We start from the raw sequence: 15,662 nt of genomic DNA, 5'->3' as shown, positions 1-15,662 counted from the left end.
TAAATCATACTGACAATGAGCTTAAATCAGTTGCATTTTAGACCTATCATACTACAAGTCCTTGTTTTACAAGATGACCTTTTGGTTGTAGATGCAGGCAAAAATATCTATAGAGAGATTATGATGATCTGGCGATAAAAATTTCTTGATGAAATCTACTATACCGCCATCATCGTCAGGACAATACAAAACTTTCATGAATAATTTTTACAATTTGCATGAGTTTTTTTTATATAAAAATTCCACCGAAATTCAAGCACTCAGCAAGCTTCTTGGATAAGTTTTTGCAACGATTAGGCTGAAATTTGGCTTTTGGCTTATAATAGCTTTTAAGTTTATTTGGAATTTCATGTGTGAAAATCATATTTGCAGGCACACCAGAATTTGCAGCGACTGCATTGGCTACGCTACTCAAAACCGAGCATGAAATTGTGGCGGTGTATACCCAGCCTGACCGCAAAGCCGGACGCGGGCAAAAACTCACGGCATCTGCAGTCAAGCAGTTGGCGCTAGAACACAATATTCCGGTCTATCAGCCTTTGCACTTCAAGTCATCGACTGAAGAAGGTCTGGCAGCGCAAGCAGAACTCAAAGCCTTAAATGCAGATGTGATGGTGGTGGCGGCCTATGGCCTGATTCTGCCACAAGTGGTTCTGGATACACCCAAATATGGCTGTCTGAATATTCATGGTTCATTACTTCCGCGCTGGCGCGGTGCAGCACCGATTCAACGTGCCATTGCCACCGGCGATACCGAGACTGGTGTAACCATCATGAAAATGGCAGCAGGCTTGGACACAGGCGATATGATGCTGAAAACCATCTGCCCAATTGAAGCGACAGATACCTCTGCAACCTTACACGACAAACTTGCTGTTAAAGGTGCTGAAGCTACCGTTCAGGTACTTGAGTCTGAAGAAAGCTTACAAAAATATTTGGCTGAACGTGAAGTGCAAGACGAAGCACTTACGGTTTACGCACATAAACTTTCAAAAGCGGAAGCACAAATCAACTGGAGCCAGCCTGCGGCAGAGATTGACCGTAATATCCGCGCTTTTAATCCTTGGCCGGTAGCCTTTACCCCGCTGGATGACAGTAACAATTTACGCATCTGGAATTCATCACTTTCTACCCAGCAGGCAACCGCTGCAGTGGCAGGTGAAGTAATTGCTCTGGATAAAGACGGCGTACATGTGATGTGTGGTGATCAGAACGCCATTTGCATCACCAATCTGCAATGGCCGGGCGGCAAAGCCCTGAATGCTGTTCAAATTAATCAAACTCAAAAACTATCGCTAGGATATAAATTCACATGAGCCAAATTCAATCATCAGCTAAAAACTTGAATTTGCGCGCGCAAGTTGTCAAAACACTCTTGGCTGTACAAAATGGCCAATCACTTGCTTCAGTACTCAATCAACATATCAATATCGTGTCTGAACGTGACCGTGGTTTATATCACGAGTTAACCTTGGGCTGTTTACGTCAGTGGCATGGCCTGAAAGCCATTACCCTGCCGTTATTAACCAAACCCCTTGATAACCAGGCCCTAGAAAGCTGCTTATATTTGGGTTTATATCAGATTCTATGTACCCGCATTCCGGCACATGCCGCCATTTCAGAAACCGTGACTGCCGCCAAACAGCTGGGCTTTGAACCTTTAAGTGGTCTGGTCAATGCGGTGTTACGTCGTGTTTCACGTGAAACAGAAGAATTTGATCTGGCGTTAAATCAGGCACATGGCCTGCCAAGCTGGTTATTCAAACGTTTAAAGAAAGACTGGCCGGAACAGCTGGCTGAACTGTCGCACGAGTTAAAACAGATTGCACCGCTGACCTTGCGTGTTAATGTCAATCAGGTTAGCCGTGATGAATATCTGGAAATTCTGGAAGAAGAAGGCTATGAAGCACGTGCTTGCAGCCTGTCTGAAGTCGGGATTGTACTGGAACAGAATGTGCATATTCCAAACCTGCCGGGCTATGAAGCCGGCGGCTTCTCGGTTCAGGATGAACACGCCCAGCTTTGCGCAACTTTAGTGCCTGATCTTGAAGGCAAGGTCGTGGTCGATGCCTGCGCTGCGCCGGGTGGGAAAACTGCGCATATTCTGGAAAAATACAGCCCGAAAAAGCTGTATGCAATTGATCAGGACGCCAAACGTTTAGTGCGTGTGGCAGAAAATCTGGAACGCCTACTGTTAACAGAATATGCCGAAGTTGAAATTATTGCAGCCGATGCCATCAACTGGACAGCGCCTGAACCAGTCGACTGTATCGTACTGGATGCGCCATGTTCTGCCATTGGTGTGATCCGTCGTCATCCGGATATTCGCTTGCTGCGTCATTCCACAGATATTCCGCAAACCGTCGCGCTGCAAAAGCAGATTCTGGAAAATATGTGGCAACAGCTAAAAGTCGGCGGCAGCTTGCTGTACATCACCTGTTCGATTCTGAAAGCGGAAAATGAACAGCAGATGGTCGAGTTCTTTGCCCAGCATAGCGATGCCAAAGAAATCAAGATTGAAGCGGACTGGGGCATCGAACAGATTCACGGTCGTCAGTTGTTACCGAAAGCAGATCAAGGTGATGGTTTCTTCTATTGCCGTATTGAAAAAACTTCATAAGTCATTAGTTTACAATCAAAAAAAGCAGCTTAGGCTGCTTTTTTTATGGAGTTGCCGGATGGCAACAGGACTTACTGAATAAACTTAAAGATCACCAGACTGGTGGCCAGCGCAGCCATACCGCTCACAAGTCCATATACCGTTTCATGCCCTTCGGAATAACGTTTTGCAGTCGGCAATAACTCGTCCAGTGCCAGATAGACCATCACCCCGCCAATTAAACCAAAAACCAGACCATATACTGTATCGCTCATATAAGGTGCCAGAATAAAGTAACCCAAGACGGCACCCAAAGGTTCAGCCAGTCCCGACACCAGACTGGCCCAGAGTGCATAATCTTTGCGTCCGGTCGCCATATACACTGGCAAGGCAATTGCCACACCTTCCGGGATATTATGAATCGCAATTGCCACCGCCAAAGGCGCACCCAAGGCAGGACTTTCCAGCGTGGCAAAAAAGGTCGCCAGACCTTCTGGCAGGTTATGTGCGCTAATGGCGAATAAAGTCAGCATGCCGGTACGCAATAGTTGCGGTGAACTGACGCCCTCACTGGCATGCGTTTCAACAGTTTCATGCGGATTCGGCACAAAATGATCCAGCAATAACACCAGAATCACGCCCAACAAAAATGCAAAGGTGCCAAAGGCAAAACCGGTTTTTTCATCAAAAGCCAGACTAAAGGAGGCAATCGATTTATTCAGAATTTCGGTTAAAGAAACATAGATCATGGCGCCCGCGGCAAAGGCCAGACCAAAGGCCAGCAGACGGAAATTGGGTTTTTTTAAGAAGAGTATCAGTCCCCCACCCAACACGGTGGCAAGCCCAGCGAAGAAGGTCACGGCAAAGGCTGTATAGACTTGTCCATCTGAAACGGAAATCATGCCAAATCGTCAGCCATTAAAAAAGTCATTATCACCATAGATGATAATGACTTTCGTTTATAGTAAAACAGTAGGTTTATGTGAAGATTTTTAGTCTTCTGGTTCTTCCGGATTTTTTGCCAGATGAATCACGGACAGTACCAGACCCCCCCACAATAAAACGATAGAGATGATCATCATCACCAGTGCAGATGTATTCATAGTCGCTCTCCTAGCTATGACGGTCTTTGACCAGACTAAACAGAATGGCGCCCAGAATAAAGAATGCCATGACACCTCCACCTACCATCCACAGGGTGCTGGCAGCATAGCCACCATAACCTTCTGCCATGATCGATTTCAGGGTCAGACCCAATGCCATTAATAAGGACAACGGCGTGATGACGGTCAGCATGAAGTTCCAGCTGCGACCAAGTTTCACGCTGGCAAACTGATTCACATGGCCTTCCAGCTGCTTCATCAATGGACGACGGAACCACGACAACAGAATAATGGAGATCAAACCACCACCGACAATACCGATATTATTGGCAAAGTAGTCAATAATGTCGACAAAGGTAATCGCACTATGGGTCGAGAACATCAAGGTAGAAATCACCGCTGAACCACCGGCAATAATCGTGACTGACTTGTTCTTCGACCAGCCCAGTTTGTCCTGGAATGCGGCAATCGGAACTTGCAGGATACTGACCATCGAGGTAATACCGGCAACGGTCAATGAAGCAAAGAATAGGAAGCCAAACAGGTCACCGCCTGCACCTAAACTGGAAATGATTTTCGGGAAAGCAATAAAGGCCAGACCAATACCGCCAGATACGACATCTTCAACATTTGCACCTGCGCTGAAGGCCATAAAACCAAGCGCTGCAAATACACCAATACCCGCCAGAATTTCAAAGGATGAGTTGGCCAGTGCTACCACGATCCCAGAACCGGTCAAGTTGGTTTTGCGTTTCAAATAAGAGGCATAGGTCAACATAATCCCGAAGCCCACCGACAGTGAGAAGAAGATATGACCAAATGCGGCCAGCCAGACTTTATAGTTACTCATGGCCTCCCAGTTCGGCGTAAAGAAAGCATTCAAGCCGTCGACTGCACCCGGTAAGCGTACCGCCTGAATCACCAGAATAGAAAATAAAATTACCAGAAGTGGCATAAAGATTTTATTCGCCAGTTCCACCCCACGGCGTACCCCACCGTAAAGAATCAGCATCACCGCAGCCCAAACAACCACCAGACCGAAAAACAGGACAGGAACAAAACCTAAACTTAAACCTTCACCATTTTGCAGATAAGTGTTAAAGAAAAAGTCCTGGGTATCTGTGCCCCACTGCTGCCCAAAGGAATAGAACATATAACTGCCGGCCCAAGACAAGACGCTGGCATAGTAAATCCCGATGATCAGGGTCACCATCACCTGCCACCAACCCAAGGATTCGGCATTCATGAGTTTTTTATAGGCCATGGGTGGTGCTTTACGGAACTTGTGTCCGACCGCATAGTCTAAAAACAATAAAGGCAAACCTGCTGCAAAAATCGCAATCAGGTAAGGGATCAGGAATGCCCCACCCCCATTTTCATAAGCCACATAAGGGAAACGCCAGATATTTCCCAAGCCAACGGCGGAACCAATGGCTGCAATAATGAATCCTGATCGTGCAGACCAATTCTCACGAGTTTCTGTCATAGAACACCTAAACTTTAAACCCCTTCAGATGCTGCTTGTTATGGTTATAGCGCAAGCAAATAAAGAAGCATTTCAATTATTTTGGGTGTTTGGATTAGAGCTGCACCTTTTGGGCGTCGAATTCTAATGTACAAACAGGTCAGCAGGTCTTACATCTTGCTTAAAGTCTGATCGAAAAGCTGACCTTGTAGATGGTTCAACAATACTGACTTTTTTAAATTTTTTCTGTAAATTCTGCTGAAAATATTCGTTATTTATAATCTATTCGAATTAAGCGTTCAATAATTCAACGAAACCTACCTGATTTTACAGGTTATATATTGACAAACTTTTTGGAATATATCTTTCTTAAGTTTGACTACAGAACCGTAGTCAAGCAAAGCTCATGCTGCGATCATCCAAATCGCCTTATATTTATAGAAGAATTAAAGTCAAAGGCTTATCGCGATGTGAGCCACTCTATAGCTGAAATGCGCGGAGCAGAGATCTGATCGCCCTGCTCCACGTGCATTTTTGACATCTAAAAATGGACTGCAATACCCCGGTCTGACCTGCAGCAAATCCATCACGGGATCTGAGCGATTGATGTCATTTACTTAAGATTTAATCACCAGCATCCGTTCTTCCTGCATATCGCGAATGGCAGATTGAATCCCTTCACGGCCTAAACCTGAATCCTTCACCCCACCATAGGGCATGTTGTCCACCCGGAAAGATGGAATGTCATTGATAATGACCCCGCCGACATGCAGATGATCCCAGGCATACAGCATCTTGTTCAAGTTCTGGGTATAAACTCCGGCCTGCAAGCCAAAACGGCTACGATTGATACAGGCAATCCCTGCTTCAAAATCAGGATAAGGCTCAATCATCGCCACCGGACCAAAGACTTCATCACGGTAAATTTCCAGATTATGATCCACATTTTCCAATAAAGTCGGTGCGAACATCACTCCATCCAGCTCACCACCTACCAGAATTCTGGCATCCTTTTTCAGTGCTTTTTCCAGCCATTTTTTCAGGCGTTTGGCTTCTGCTTCCTTGATCATCGGCCCCACCAAAGTTGTGCTCAGATTTGGATCGGTGGCTTTCAGATGTTTGAGTTTTGCAAGCAGTTTATCTCTGACTTCGGCATAAATATCCTGATGCACCAGAATGCGCTGCACACTGATACAGACCTGCCCGGCATGACCATAAGCACCGCCAACCAGACGGGTAATCAAGGCATCATTAATTTCGGTATCCGGCTCGATCATCACTGCGGCATTACCGCCCAGCTCCAGAACCACTTTTTTGCGGCCAGCTCGCGCTTTCATATCCCAACCCACCACATCGGAACCGGTAAAACTGAGTAATTTAAAACGGTCATCGGTGACCAGCACATCGGCCAGCTCGCGCGGACAGGGTAAAACTGAAAATGCGCCTTTCGGCAAATCGGTTTCCGCCAGAATCTCGGCAATTTTCAAGGCAGAAATCGGCGTCAGACTGGCGGGTTTCAACACGAAAGGACAACCGGCAGCAATCGCTGGTGCAATTTTGTGGGCGGTCAGATTTAAGGGAAAATTAAAAGGGCTGATTAAAGACACTGCGCCAATCGGCACCTGCTTAACCATACCCTGATACCCCGATGCTGCCGCGGTTACAGCCAAAGGCAGCATGCGTCCCTGATCGATCTGAGTCACGGCATCTGCGGCAATTTGAAAGGTATTAATCAGACGCTCGACTTCGGCTTCTGCCGCTTTGCGCGGTTTACCGCCTTCTGCAATCAGAATTTCAGTCAGTTCTTCACGAATTTCATGAAAGCGGCGTACACAATGCAGTAGAATTTTCTGTTTTTGAAAGGGTTCTAAAGCCGCCATCTCTGCCTCGGTGTCTAGGGCAGACTGAATGGCCTGCTCCAGGCTTTTGGCATCGGCCAAAGCGACACGTGCATAGAGTGCTTGCGTATATTTATGTTTAACCTCTAGCCATTCTCCGGTCTGAACCGCCTGACCAGCCACATAGAATGAATAGTCTTTACACTGTTGTACTGCTGTAGATCGCATTTTTTAGTCCTTCAAAATCTCAGGATATACATTTTTGAAATTCTCTATATCATGCACTTGCTGATAAATATTAAGAAGATGTTTTTAAGTAACCAGACACGCTCAATTTTAATAAAGCTTTAGGGACTCACTGTCATGCAGACAAAAATACTCGCCACATTATTCTTCAGTTTTGGATTAAGCACGCTCAGTCATGCAGATTTCATCGGGGCAAAAGCCGATCTCAGCTACTGGAATTTTAACGGTTATAGCGAAAATAGCAGTATGAAACATGGTCTGGATCGACAAGGTACGGCGCAGCTGTCCGTGGCTTTTGAACATCCGATTCCGCTTTTACCGAATGCCAAAATCAAATATGTCAATCTGGACAGCAACAGCGAACAAAGCACTCCGATCAATGCCTCAGAAATCAAACTGAAGAATATTGACTATATTCTGTATTACGAATTGCTGGATACCGTGGTACATGCCGATGTAGGCGCAGGCTTAAGCAATCTGGAGGGTACGGTAAAAAACCTGAATACCGGGGCTTTCACGCAATACGATCTGGATGAATACACTCCACTGCTCTATGCAACTGCAGGGGTTAAATTGCCATTTACCGGACTGAGTGCCAAAGCAGAAGCCGTTTACAGTCATGGCAGCGATAGTAAAAAGACCGATGTACAGGCTGAGTTACAATATGATTTTATTGATAATCTGCTGGTCGATGTCGGTGCCAAAATCGGTTATCGCATGATGACGGTAGATTTTCAACAGGAGCAACGTCCAGATTTACAGCTGGAATTTAAAGGCCCGTATATTGGCTTAGATGTACATTTTTGATGCCAAGAATTCAGCAGCTGGTCGTGTTCAATTTCTCTGCGTTCATGTAAGTCAAAGCGTACAACAATAAGCGCAATCTGCTGCTGGTACAAAATCTGCTTGTGTATTACTTTAGACACATAGAGAGCAGGATGCTCCGAAAACCTAAAAACAACAAGAATAAGCAAGCATCAGGACGTGAGGTACGACAGGAGTTATACCTAAATCACGAGATACGGAAAAAGCCCCAACAGGATGTTGGGGCTTTTTTTCTGCTATTTCTTTTTCTGTGCATTGTTTTATTTATCTTTGCTTAACAGTTCCGAGTTAAAACTCCAACATTGTAAAAATCGGCTTGTTGTTAAGCTAAAAATCCTCACATTTTTTGGGAACAGCAATCATGGTAAAAAAGGTCCTCTTTATTACATCCAATCAAGGTATTGAACATGATGAACTGACTGAGCCTTTAAATTTTTTAAAGTCCAAAGGTTTTGAAGTGATTCATGCTGCAGAAAAAAATGAAGATGTAGCCACTGTCAAAGGTGATACCAAAGCTGCTACCCAATATACGCCTGATACCAGTTTTGACCATGTCGACCTGAATGATTATGATCTGTTGGTGATTCCAGGTGGTACAGTCAACGCAGATACTTTAAGAATTAATCAGGATGCCCAGAAAATTATTCAGCATTTTGCCGACAATCACAAACCGATTGCGGCGATCTGTCATGGGCCATGGGCCTTAATTGATGCAGATCGAATTAAAGACAAGAATCTGACCTCGTATAAGAGCATCAAGCTGGATCTGGAAAATGCCGGCGGAAAATGGGTCGATGAAGAAGTGCATCGCTGTAATACCGGCGACTGGGTACTGATTACTTCACGGAATCCGGATGATCTTCCGGCCTTTAATGAAGCCATTTTAAAAGAACTTGAAGGCGATGCTGCTTAAGCTCCTACAATAAAAAGAACCTCATGATTGAGGTTCTTTTTTTGCTTTAAACAGTTCCGGTCAAGCTTTTTAGATAAGCCATCACTTCTTTATTGCCTGCCATTTCGGCCAGTTCTAGTGCAGTATTTGGACTGCGATGGGCAATATCCGCACCTTTGCTAACCAGAAGCTTGACTACGTCTAGATGATCATTTTCAGCAGCCGCCTGTAAGGCACTATAGCCTTCTTCATCGGCAGAATTGACGTCCAGACCTTCTTGCAAGCCCTGCTCGACCTGTTCGATATCGCCTAAAGAGGCCCAGTACACCAGTTCCGGAAGATGCAGTTCGTCATCATCTTCAGGGATTGGGGAGATTGAATTGAGTTTCATAATGAGATCAAATTTATTATTTATTAATAAATATTTTACAATGTCAAAAAGTTAATTTCTATTGTATTTCATTATGAATATTATCTAATCTGACGGTCTGTTCTTTAATTTGGGACAGTCTTGTATAGTTACCTACAACTGCTAAACCTAAAATACTGATAATCAACCAAGCAGTCCAATCTGCTAACTCCACTACATCGTTAGCTTCTATGTCAGACCAATATGCTCTATGTAAAGCTTTAGATCTTTTCTTATACATTTTTTTAATTTTAAATTTTACCTCTCTATAATTTTCAATATCATGGATTCGATAACCACCATATACCAATATACAGGCAAGACCTTTTGCATTTGATTCAGATATTTCATCTTGTGTAATAGAGAAGAAGCACTCAATACATGACCATAATTTAATAAATTTCATAGTATCATTATTATCTTTTGTAGCTTCACAAAACCAATATACAGATTTAATAATCGCATCTTCTACTTCGGTTTTTAATTCTTTTTCTAAAATAGTAAAAAACTCATCAAAGAATAAATTGGTTTTAAAGTATTTTAATATTTCTAAATCAATTTCAGCATTGGAAAATTTAGGAAATGAATAAGAAAAACTTCCATATTGACTTTCGTTTGCCCACTGTAAACGAAGGTTACGAGATTTATGGCTAGAAGAAGAATTTAAAGCTTGAATCCTATAATTTAATATTGATTTTTTATTTATAGTTTGCAAACAGATACTCAAAAAACTAGTAATTAGATTAGCTTTGTAATCAAATTTATGTTCTACCTGCTTCTTACTTCCTTTTTCACTTCCACAAATCCATAGATAATCTTTCATCATCTCATAAAAATCAGCTTCTTCTTTTCCATAGGCTTTAAGAAATGTTGAAAAATCAGAAGAAATTATTTTATATTCTCCACAGTTTAATTGTTCTATGCCGTTAAGCTTTATACCTTCACAGCAGTTAATATTATTAAATACTCTTATTTCTTTCTTTGATAACTCATAGACATCATCTATCATATTTTCTGGAGATTTTTTATTTAGGATATAGTCAGCATATATTTTTTTAACATTAGAGAAAATCTCAGAAAAAGTGATGTAATCTTCTAAATCATAATAAACAATCAATTCACTGGTGATGGACCTTAAAGTGTTTCTTGTATCAGTAGTAATGAAAATTGTTTTTTCTTTTGATAAAGTCAGCTCTTGTCCAAAATAATCATCAAGATTTTTTATATCATCAAAGCTATTTATCTTTACGAAAGCTTGCAACTTAAACAATGAGTTAACCATTCTTTGCAATATTCTTTTAGCTTTACTTCTATTCATAAAATTTATTAAATTTAAAGTGTATATATCATTCTAAATAGTATACCTCTTATAAAAAAGCCCCCTTTCGGAGGCTTCTTTTTAAAACTCAAATTCTTAAGCTTTAGACACTGCGGGTTCAATTGAACCAATCTTTTCAGATTCATCGTCATGCATGATCAAGGCAACCGCAATTGCAGTGATCAGCACCGGCAAACCGACTGCCATAAAGTTGAAGTAAGCAGGCAGGTTCATACCCAGTAAGCCACCAATCAGGATTGGGCCTACAATCGCGCCCATACGACCAATCGCAGAAGACCAGCCAATACCTGTTGAACGTACTGCAAGTGGGTAGAACTGCGCCACATAGCTATACAGCAACATTTGCGAACCAATCGACGCTGCACCAGCCAGGAACACCAAAATGTAAAGCAAGAACTGGTTAGATGCAAAGCCCATTGAGCTCATTACAATCGCACCCATCATGCCCAGAACCATCAGTACCGGTTTCAGGTGGAAACGATCCGCCAGAATACCACCACCCACAATACCTACAACCGCACCCACGTTCATCACCATCATGAACATCAGGCTGTTGTCCATCGAATAGCCCGCTGCCATCATCAACTTCGGCAACCAGCTGCTAAGTGCATACATGGTTAACAGACAAGTAAAGAACGCGACCCAGAACAGTAAAGTATTGACCGCACGACCACGACGGAACAAGCTGACCACGTTCGCTGCTTCAGGCACATTTTCCTGTGGCAAAGTAAGGACCGTATTATCCGTTACTGTCAGATTTGGCGCCAGACGACGTACGATTTGACGTGCTTCAGCCTGCTTGTTTTGCTTCACAATAAATGCCAGCGATTCAGGCAAAAATTTCCAGATCACTGGTAATAAAAATAATGGAATACCCGCGATAAAGAACATGATTTCCCAACCAAAACTTGGGGTAAACCATGAACCCAACAACGCAGCCATTACACCACCGACGGCATAACCACTAAACATGGTGGTTACCAAGGTACTGCGCATTTTTTGTGGCGCATATTCCGAAGTCAATGCCACCAGATTCGGCATGACCCCACCAATACCCAGACCGGCAAGAAAACGTAAAATACCAAATTCGGTTGGATTTGAGGCAAAGCCACCCGCAAAAGTTAAACCACTGAATAATACAATACAGATCATGATCACTTTCTTACGACCGATCTTGTCCGCGAGGGAACCGAAGATCATCGCACCAAACATCATGCCAGCCAGTGCGGTACTTGCAAGCATGCCCGCTTGCACTGCACTTAAGCCCCAGTCTTGCATCAGTAAGGGTAAAACCACACCATTGATTGCTAAATCGTAGCCATCAAATAAGATAATGAGTAAACACCAAGCAACTACATTGAAGTGGAAAGGCGTGAATTTCGCATTATCGACTACAGAATTTACATCTATTTTTTCCGTTGTCATCGTTCTCATCTCCCATGAGTACTTGTCCATAACATCTTTGTTGAAGATTGAAGGCAATCTTCAATGTCAGGCAATATACGCAAGCGGGATTTAAGGCACAATAAGACTAATTGATATTCTGCTATGACAAATGTAATGCCATTTATTTGCGTGATATGTCACATTATTATTAAAATTAAATTTTAAGCTATTAATAATAATGACTTTAATTTAAGCAGAATTTGTAGATTTTTTAGCTCAATCACTTTTTTTGAGTGGTTTTATTTCATACTAAAAATATAAAAAACCCCTTCAGACAAAGGGGCTTTTTTAACTGAATGAATCAATGAGGATCGTTTAAATTTTGGCTGCTTTTAATTGTTTCACCTGAACGCGACCGGGTTGTGGTTGACGAATCATTGAAATAGCGATGATACCAATAATACCCGGCATGGCAACCGCGATGAAATTCCATTTATGTGGTAATTCCATACCCAGCAGCATACCAATCACAATTGGACCCACAATTGCACCTGTACGCCCCACAGCAGAAGCCCAACCAATACCGGTAGAACGTACTGCAACAGGATAGTATTGAGCAACATAGCTATATAACAAGATACTGGTACCAATAGATGAAGCACCTGCTAAACTGACAAGTAAATAAATAACAGGTGTTGGAGAGTTAAAGCCTAAACCAACCAGAGACAGTACACCCACAGTTAACATACTAATAAGAACAGGTTTAAAGTCAAAACGGTCTGCCAGAATACCACCACTAATGGTTCCGATCACGGCACCAATATTCAGTGCTAATAAGAACATTAAACTGCTGCCTAAAGAATATCCCGCAGCCATCATGAGTTTTGGCAGCCAACTTCCAAGTGCATAAAGCATGAGCAAGCACATAAAGAAAGCAATCCAAAATAAGAATGTTCCCATTGCACGATTTTCTGTAAATAACGCTTTTACTGATGCACTTTGTGTCTGATCGCCTGTGGCTAGAACCAGTTCAGTGTCTGCTCGTACGTCTGCAGTTGGCTCAACTCGTTTTATAAAATGACGTGCCTCATTCATTTTTTGTTCTTTAACCAAGAAAGTTAGAGACTCAGGTAAGAACTTCCAAAACAATGGAACAAAAAGTAAGGGAATACCTGCAATGAAGAACATAATTTCCCAACCAAAACTTGGAGTAAACCATGTACCACATAATGCAGCCATAATCCCACCTACGGCATAACCACTAAACATGGTGGTTACAAGTGTACTTTTTAAACGTTTAGGCGCATATTCAGAGGTTAACGCAACCAGGTTAGGTAATACCCCGCCTATGCCCAAGCCGGCAATAAAACGTAAAATACCAAACTCTGTTGGAGTGGTGGTAAATCCACCCAAAAATGTAAAAGCACTAAATAAAGTGACACAAATTAAAATCACTTTTTTACGACCGATTTTGTCTGCAAGCATCCCAAACAGCATGGCACCAAACATCATGCCGGCTAGTGCTGTACTGGCAAGCATGCCTGCTTCAACAGCACTCATGCCCCACTCCTGCATCAGTAGAGGCAGAACGACACCGTTAATTGCTAAATCATACCCGTCAAATAGAACAATAAACAAACACCACAATACAATGCTTAAGTGAAATTTATTGAATTTTGCCTGATCAATCACATCATTCACACTAACCGTATTTGCTGCCATTTTCGTGTTTTCTACCATTTTTACTCACCTCCTGTGAGTTATTATTCGTTGTTTTCAGCACGACACATGCCACTAACTCTTATTTATTATTTTTAATGATTCTTATCGCCATGTTCGTGCAACAACTTAGTTCAACACAGCTAATTTTCAGGCAATATGCGACTAAAGTCTTAAGCTTTGCTCAAAATTCTAAACCCATGCGTCCAGTTTTTAATGATTTCTTAACAATTCAAGCTACTTCTTCGATATAAAAATCCCTGAGTTCTCAGACTCAGGGAACGTTTTAAAATTGAGAAAAAACTGAAATTAATATAATGCTTGAGCTAATCGGATTTGAATAATTTCATTATCATCTGCCAGATTTCGATTACGACCACTTGAACCGGGAAAGTTATTGTCATTCAAGACGGTAATTAAATCAGGCCCTTCAATAATAATGTCTTCAATGGTCTGAAATGGAAAACCAAAGCGCTGACCGGTGGCAAGATCTCCCGGACGTACCGGACCATAAAGTAAATCTGGATTGGCCAGATCCATTAAATTAACCAGTTCTTCACGTGCGACAGACTCACCGGACTGATTCAATCTGACCTTGATTAATTTTTTATAGCCGCCCAGATTATTTTCACTGTCATCACGTTCAATAATCACACCTTCTTTGGCACTAAATAACTGAAAATCACCAATTGCAGAGGCTTTCGAAGCCAACTCAAAATAATAGAAATTTCTAGTATAAACTTTCTTTTCCAGATCAAATTCTGAAATGATTAGTTGTGGCGTCGTGGCATTTAATAAAGGTTTTTCAAGTAAAGGATATAAATAGCGACCATTGGGGGAAATTGCCATACCTTCAAAGCCCCCACTCCGCTGTACCAAAGGTTCAATATAACCGTCAATATAACCGATAGTCCCCTTGTTTAGCTGATTTTGTGGAGATCTGAGTTCAGTTCCAGCTTCTAATGGATGCGCTAAAGCAATCGGCGGACTTTTTAATATTCCATCTGCACTAAAATGTAATAAATAAGGGCCAAATTCATCTCCAATCCAGATATCGCCATTGGGCGCGCGCTGCATAGATTCCGGATCAAAGTCAGCACCTGTCAATAAACGCTCTTGAGTATTCTGATGGACAATTTCAAAAGGAATCAGTTTGTTCGGATCACGAAGCTGAATATAAGATAAATGTTTGACAGTTGCTGTACCGCCCGCCTTGGTTCTGAAATCGCTAGAAAGATGATGCAAACGCAATAAATAATCAGAAGAATTATCCTGCGAGCCAAAGCCATTATCCGACATCACCAGATAAGTTCCATCCGGCTGCTTTAATGCAGCAGAAAAACCCTGTACAGGCTGGCCTGAAAATGGAGGAAAAATACCATTTGCTCCACGTACATCTCGTCCTGAATCAGAGCCTTCTGCATAGGTCTCTACATCCAGTTTGGCAAAAGACACCAAAGTTGGTTCAGTTACGCTTTCGATGGGCTGAAGGGTTTTATCATCGGATTCATTGCATGCCGTCAGAGCGAATACAGAGACCGCCAGCAAACTTAAAGAAATTTTTCTCATACGTCTATTCATCTTTTTATAAAGTCGACGTCTTATTTAATACAGTGTGAATGACAGGACAGTTGCGATGAGATGAAGTTTTAAGGACAGTTTTATCTTAATAATTATAAACCCCACACACAAAAAAACACCCCCTACTTATGCAGGGGGTGTTTGGAATAATGAGCTGGCGATGACTTACTCTCACATGGGTAACCCCACACTACCATCAGCGCAAAGAGGTTTCACTTCTGAGTTCGGGAAGGGATCAGGTGGTTCACTCTTGCTATTGT

At 42.4% G+C, this 15,662-nt stretch carries 13 protein-coding genes and 1 rRNA gene; 4 read left to right on the top strand and 10 right to left on the bottom strand.

The window, feature by feature from the left end; translation table 11 throughout:
• Positions 1-353 precede the first annotated feature (353 nt).
• Together fmt and rsmB are read left to right on the top strand one after the other, a co-directional pair.
• Positions 354-1,316 carry a methionyl-tRNA formyltransferase gene (gene fmt / locus FTU95_RS13380; protein WP_180078773.1) on the top strand — a complete coding sequence of 321 codons (963 nt, stop codon included), beginning with the start codon at positions 354-356 and terminating at the stop codon, positions 1,314-1,316.
• The gene (gene rsmB, locus FTU95_RS13375) at positions 1,313-2,620 is read left to right on the top strand and encodes a 16S rRNA (cytosine(967)-C(5))-methyltransferase RsmB (protein WP_180078771.1); all 1,308 of its coding nucleotides are present in this window, start codon (positions 1,313-1,315) and stop codon (positions 2,618-2,620) included. The genes fmt and rsmB overlap by 4 nt, the downstream gene beginning before the upstream one ends.
• A 71-nt stretch (positions 2,621-2,691) precedes the next feature.
• Here rsmB and zupT read toward each other — a convergent pair whose 3' ends face one another.
• The 4 genes from zupT to FTU95_RS13355 all read right to left on the bottom strand — a co-directional run bounded on the left by zupT (position 2,692) and on the right by FTU95_RS13355 (position 7,233).
• Positions 2,692-3,501 carry a zinc transporter ZupT gene (zupT, locus tag FTU95_RS13370; RefSeq protein WP_180078769.1) on the bottom strand — a complete coding sequence of 270 codons (810 nt, stop codon included), beginning with the start codon at positions 3,499-3,501 and terminating at the stop codon, positions 2,692-2,694.
• 90 nt (positions 3,502-3,591) lie between these two features.
• Complete coding sequence (locus tag FTU95_RS13365) at positions 3,592-3,702, bottom strand: methionine/alanine import family NSS transporter small subunit (protein WP_005173576.1); 111 nt, start codon at positions 3,700-3,702, stop codon at positions 3,592-3,594.
• Positions 3,703-3,712: 10 nt separating this feature from the next.
• Positions 3,713-5,188, bottom strand: coding sequence for a sodium-dependent transporter (locus tag FTU95_RS13360; RefSeq protein WP_074383770.1), 1,476 nt, complete (start codon positions 5,186-5,188; stop codon positions 3,713-3,715).
• Between the two features lie 596 nt (positions 5,189-5,784).
• The gene (locus tag FTU95_RS13355; protein WP_180075602.1) at positions 5,785-7,233 is read right to left on the bottom strand and encodes an aldehyde dehydrogenase family protein; all 1,449 of its coding nucleotides are present in this window, start codon (positions 7,231-7,233) and stop codon (positions 5,785-5,787) included.
• A 135-nt stretch (positions 7,234-7,368) separates the two neighbouring features.
• On the opposite strand from FTU95_RS13355, the gene FTU95_RS13350 reads away from it, so the two are divergent.
• Together FTU95_RS13350 and FTU95_RS13345 are read left to right on the top strand one after the other, a co-directional pair.
• Positions 7,369-8,058: a TIGR04219 family outer membrane beta-barrel protein gene (locus FTU95_RS13350; protein ID WP_180078767.1), complete on the top strand. Its 690-nt coding sequence runs from the start codon at positions 7,369-7,371 to the stop codon at positions 8,056-8,058.
• Positions 8,059-8,437: 379 nt separating this feature from the next.
• Positions 8,438-8,989, top strand: coding sequence for a type 1 glutamine amidotransferase domain-containing protein (locus FTU95_RS13345; RefSeq protein WP_159516525.1), 552 nt, complete (start codon positions 8,438-8,440; stop codon positions 8,987-8,989).
• 46 nt (positions 8,990-9,035) lie between these two features.
• Here FTU95_RS13345 and FTU95_RS13340 read toward each other — a convergent pair whose 3' ends face one another.
• From FTU95_RS13340 to rrf, 6 genes are all read right to left on the bottom strand, one after another.
• Positions 9,036-9,359, bottom strand: coding sequence for an ankyrin repeat domain-containing protein (locus tag FTU95_RS13340; protein ID WP_180078765.1), 324 nt, complete (start codon positions 9,357-9,359; stop codon positions 9,036-9,038).
• A 58-nt stretch (positions 9,360-9,417) separates the two neighbouring features.
• Positions 9,418-10,695 carry a HEPN domain-containing protein gene (locus FTU95_RS13335; RefSeq protein ID WP_180078763.1) on the bottom strand — a complete coding sequence of 426 codons (1,278 nt, stop codon included), beginning with the start codon at positions 10,693-10,695 and terminating at the stop codon, positions 9,418-9,420.
• Positions 10,696-10,791: 96 nt separating this feature from the next.
• Entirely contained in the window at positions 10,792-12,141 is a 1,350-nt protein-coding gene (locus FTU95_RS13330; protein ID WP_180078761.1) for an aromatic acid/H+ symport family MFS transporter, read from the bottom strand.
• 336 nt (positions 12,142-12,477) lie between these two features.
• Positions 12,478-13,842, bottom strand: a complete 1,365-nt coding sequence (locus tag FTU95_RS13325; protein WP_171255752.1) for an MFS transporter — start codon at positions 13,840-13,842, stop codon at positions 12,478-12,480.
• A 288-nt stretch (positions 13,843-14,130) separates the two neighbouring features.
• Positions 14,131-15,390 carry an esterase-like activity of phytase family protein gene (locus FTU95_RS13320; RefSeq protein WP_257220142.1) on the bottom strand — a complete coding sequence of 420 codons (1,260 nt, stop codon included), beginning with the start codon at positions 15,388-15,390 and terminating at the stop codon, positions 14,131-14,133.
• A 164-nt stretch (positions 15,391-15,554) separates the two neighbouring features.
• Positions 15,555-15,662 (bottom strand): 5S ribosomal RNA (gene rrf, locus FTU95_RS13315); the annotation flags it as partial.

The organism is Acinetobacter sp. YH12208 (assembly GCF_013418055.1).
Lineage (GTDB): Bacteria > Pseudomonadota > Gammaproteobacteria > Pseudomonadales > Moraxellaceae > Acinetobacter > Acinetobacter pseudolwoffii.
The sequence above is the reverse complement of the archived record's forward strand: the minus strand, read 5'-3'. Positions and strand labels throughout refer to the sequence as shown.

What these genes read in the sequence shown, in the direction of transcription:
- rsmB (WP_180078771.1), top strand. Translation starts at nt 1,313, where the DNA reads ATGAGCCAAATTCAATCATCAGCTAAAAACTTGAATTTGCGCGCGCAA.
- zupT (WP_180078769.1), bottom strand. Translation starts at nt 3,501, where the DNA reads ATGATTTCCGTTTCAGATGGACAAGTCTATACAGCCTTTGCCGTGACC.
- FTU95_RS13365 (WP_005173576.1), bottom strand. Translation starts at nt 3,702, where the DNA reads ATGAATACATCTGCACTGGTGATGATGATCATCTCTATCGTTTTATTG.
- FTU95_RS13360 (WP_074383770.1), bottom strand. Translation starts at nt 5,188, where the DNA reads ATGACAGAAACTCGTGAGAATTGGTCTGCACGATCAGGATTCATTATT.
- FTU95_RS13355 (WP_180075602.1), bottom strand. Translation starts at nt 7,233, where the DNA reads ATGCGATCTACAGCAGTACAACAGTGTAAAGACTATTCATTCTATGTG.
- FTU95_RS13350 (WP_180078767.1), top strand. Translation starts at nt 7,369, where the DNA reads ATGCAGACAAAAATACTCGCCACATTATTCTTCAGTTTTGGATTAAGC.
- FTU95_RS13345 (WP_159516525.1), top strand. Translation starts at nt 8,438, where the DNA reads ATGGTAAAAAAGGTCCTCTTTATTACATCCAATCAAGGTATTGAACAT.
- FTU95_RS13340 (WP_180078765.1), bottom strand. Translation starts at nt 9,359, where the DNA reads ATGAAACTCAATTCAATCTCCCCAATCCCTGAAGATGATGACGAACTG.
- FTU95_RS13335 (WP_180078763.1), bottom strand. Translation starts at nt 10,695, where the DNA reads ATGAATAGAAGTAAAGCTAAAAGAATATTGCAAAGAATGGTTAACTCA.
- FTU95_RS13330 (WP_180078761.1), bottom strand. Translation starts at nt 12,141, where the DNA reads ATGACAACGGAAAAAATAGATGTAAATTCTGTAGTCGATAATGCGAAA.
- FTU95_RS13325 (WP_171255752.1), bottom strand. Translation starts at nt 13,842, where the DNA reads ATGGTAGAAAACACGAAAATGGCAGCAAATACGGTTAGTGTGAATGAT.
- FTU95_RS13320 (WP_257220142.1), bottom strand. Translation starts at nt 15,390, where the DNA reads ATGAGAAAAATTTCTTTAAGTTTGCTGGCGGTCTCTGTATTCGCTCTG.